Raw genomic sequence first — 3380 nt, 5'->3', positions numbered from 1 at the left:
CGCTGCAGGCCTTCGACATCACCTTCGACGGACGCCTCACCAACAACCGAATCTGACCTCAGAAACCCAACCAGTTACACCGTTTACTGGACAGACCCGGGGTGTGCGGTGTGAGGTGTTGTGTCAGGGGGTGTCGGGGGTGTCGTAGACGAGTTTGTAGGTGATGTCTTTGGGGAGTGGGGTGGGGGTGGTGTGGGTGTAGAGGAGGCGGATGGTGGTGTAGCGGTGGGTGTGGGGGTGGTCGGGCCAGGGTTGGGGGTTGCTGAGGGTGACGGTTACGGGGTAGGGGCGGAAGCGGCCTGCTGCGCAGTAGGGGCGGCAGTCGTTGACGAGGTCGGTGCCGGTGGCGGTGGCGGTTTTGGTTCCCCAGGTGTGCCAGTGGAGGTTGATGAGGCGGTTGTTGCCGTCGCCGCAGGCCAGGAGGTATTCCTCGGGGCGTATGTGGGGTTTGGAGGAGCAGTCGAGGACTACGGGTTGTGGCGTGGGTGTGGGGGTGGGTGTTGCGGCGGCGGGTAGGGCGGTTGCGGTGAGGGCGGCGGCTGCGGTGAGCAGGGTCCCGGCCCGGCTGCGGGTGTGCTGTCGGTGGGGGGTGCGGCCGTTGGTTGATATGTCCACGAGATCTCCTCGCCGGTCGCTGGCGCCCAGGTGGCGCGGCCATGTTCAGCTTCTCCGATCCGGGCGGGACCTGCACCCGCTGGGAGGAGTACCGAAGTGGCAGTCCCTGGCTGCCGGCCGGCGGGTGGCGCCGGGCTGAGCGTCCGGATGGCCGAGGTCCCCTGTCCGGTCCGCGGCCTTGCTGGAGCCCGGGGGCGCGGGCGCGTGGTGCTTGTGCGGGGTGGTTATTCCTGCGGCCGGTGTCGGGTCGTGTGCCTGATGTGAGCGGCCGGGTCGGCCGGTCGTCGCAGCAGGCGCGGACATCCCGCACGGGGCGGGGTGAGAGGCGGTGGATTGGTATCGGACGGCTGCGAAGGCCGCCGCCTGCGACGGTCTCGACGCCCGTGTCCGGGTCTGCGGCCGCGCCGTGGTCGCGCTGGGCTGTGAAGGCGCTGTCCTCCCCGGTCGGGGAGGTATTGCGCCGCGCATCACCGTTTCGGACCTCATGCGTCATCCCGGTCCCGGCCCCGTGACGTGGGGGAAATCGTCCGCCCGGGTCGGAGGTGGTCTCTTTTTTCCACGTGGTGGGGTGTGTCGTGGAGCTTGTGGGCGGGCTTTCGGAAACGGGTGTCTGCAGGATCAGGGCTTGCCGGACGCGTGCTGGTGGCCGGGCCTCGGTCGGCCGCCGCCGCCGCCGCGGCGGCGCGGCGGCGCGGCGCCGCGCCGGCGGGTCGCGTCGATCGTTCAGCCTTCGACGCATGCTGGTGCGGCGCTGTGCTGTCCCTCGTCCCAGCGTTGTTGCAGGTAGTTGAGGTAGGGGTTCAGGGTTGAGGGCTTGCGGGGTGGGCGGCGCCTCACCTCCTGCCCGGTGTGGGCCCGGGCGTATGTGGGTGGTGGCCCGGTTTTGGGTGTGTGTCCGGGTGGGGGGTTACCAGCCGCAGTCGGGGATGCCTGCGATTTTTTCGCCGCCTTGGAGGTAGATGTTGTTGACCCAGCCGATGGTGCCGTTGGGCAGTTTGAGGAGTGTCCACCAGCGGTTGCGGTATCCGCTGTCGGTGATTTCTTCGCCGGGGTGTTGGCACATGCCTTCGGCGGCGGTTCGTGACACGGTGGCGACGATTTTTGTGCAGGAGGTGCGGGAGGGGTGGTGGACGCAGTCGGCGTCGGCTGCGTCGTAGCGGACGTTGACGTTGGTTGCCCATATGTAGACCGATGCCGCCACCCCCGCCGTTCCTGCCGTTCCTGCCGCCCCTGCCGTCCTCGCCGCTGCTGTCCTTGTCGCTGTGGGCGTGGTCGCGGGTGGGGTGGGTGTGGTGGGGTTGGTCGGGGTGAGCGTGGTGGGTGTGGTGGTGTGGGTGGGTGTGGGGGAGGCGAGGGCTGTGGGTGTTCCCAGGGTGAGGGTTGCGGCGGCGGCTGTGGCGGTGGTGAGAAGTCGTCGGGTGTTCACGGGTTCCTCGGGTGTCGATGGGTGATCGGTGGTGATCGGTGCCCGGCAGGGGTGGGGTTGTGGGGGTGGGGGGTTAGATGAATTCGCAGTCCACGGTGGCGTCGCCGGGGTGGTCGACGGGTGCGCCGGGGGCGGGGGGTTGTTCGAGCCGCCGCTGGCGTACTCCGCGGAGATCCAGCCGAGTGTTCGGCCGGGGGTGATGATTTGGATCCAGTAGGTGTTGGTGTAGGGGCCGTCCGTGACGCGTCCGGCGGCTCCTGCGTTCATCTGGCAGTAGGCCTGGGCCCGGACGTTGGTGAGTCGTTCGGTGGTGGCCAGGGAGCAGGAGGTGCTCTGGCAGGTGCGTATCCGGACGTCGGAGGCCCATACGTGGACGGTCCGCTGGGCGGGTGTGCGGCTGCCGGTGGTGCGCCTGCCAGCAGGATCGAGGCGAGGGCGAGGAGCAGGCCGGCGAGTGGTCGTGGGCCGGTGGTGGTGTGGCGTTCGCGTCGGCGTGGGGTTGGTGACGTGTGCGGCATGGTGTGTTTCCTTTCCCGGCGGGTGCGGCGGGCTCTGCGATCTCCTGACGGGTACCGCTCACGTCCTGTATGAGCGTGGCGGCGGCGGAAGTCGGCCCACTTTGTGCGGCCGTCGTGTGCTGTTCCGGGGCGGGGCGGCGGGCCGGTTCCCGGCACGTGGCGCGCTTGCGGGGTTCGGCGGCTGCGTGATGGGGAGGGCCGAAACGTTGTGGGTGTTCCGGCGAGTGGCCTGCCGGTATGCCGGTACAGGCGGCCGTGTTGGAGGGGTGGCTGCGAAGGGGCGTTGAGGGCTTGCCGGTTGCCGGTTGCCGGTGTGGAGGGTGATGCCGCCGCGGTGATGGGTGCGTGTACGGGTGTGGGTCGACCGGGGGCAGGGGCCGGGGTGTATCCGGGGCGGGTTTCCACGGCGAGTCCGGGCAGGCGGGAGTGGCGCTTTGTCTTCGGCGCCGGTGTCCGCGAGGTGACGGGTCCGCCGGCCGCACTGTTCGTGTCCGAGCCGCGTTCGGACGACGCCATCGATTCCGGTCGGCCCCTTTCCGCACCCTTGCACTGGCCCGACCACCGCCGACCCGACCGTGCGCGTAAGGCGGTGGACGCAGCGCTCTCCCCTCCCCGGCGGCCACCGAGACTGCCCGGCGGACGCGGATGCCTGCCGGCGCCCGGACTTGCGAAGCTCGGGGTCTTGCCGGCGGCCGGGAGGACGAGCGCAGGGGCCCGCTCGCCGGCCTACCGGCTTGCGGCTTGCGGCTCGCGGCGGTGTCAGGGGGTGCTGGGCTTCCTTGCCTGTGTGCCTGGTGCGGGTTGCTGGGAGTGGGTGGGGG

At 70.1% G+C, this 3380-nt stretch carries 2 protein-coding genes; both read right to left on the bottom strand.

The window, feature by feature from the left end; all coding sequences use genetic code 11:
* Positions 1-123: 123 nt before the first annotated feature.
* Positions 124-615, bottom strand: coding sequence for a hypothetical protein (locus tag IF89_RS0134600; RefSeq protein WP_030776770.1), 492 nt, complete (start codon positions 613-615; stop codon positions 124-126).
* A gap of 907 nt (positions 616-1522) precedes the next feature.
* Positions 1523-2041 carry an SH3 domain-containing protein gene (locus tag IF89_RS45380; protein WP_107047447.1) on the bottom strand — a complete coding sequence of 173 codons (519 nt, stop codon included), beginning with the start codon at positions 2039-2041 and terminating at the stop codon, positions 1523-1525.
* Positions 2042-3380: the final 1339 nt, after the last annotated feature.

The sequence above is a fragment of the Streptomyces sp. NRRL F-2664 genome, assembly GCF_000719345.1.
In the GTDB taxonomy this organism is placed as follows: domain Bacteria; phylum Actinomycetota; class Actinomycetes; order Streptomycetales; family Streptomycetaceae; genus Streptomyces.
The sequence above is the reverse complement of the archived record's forward strand: the minus strand, read 5'-3'. Positions and strand labels throughout refer to the sequence as shown.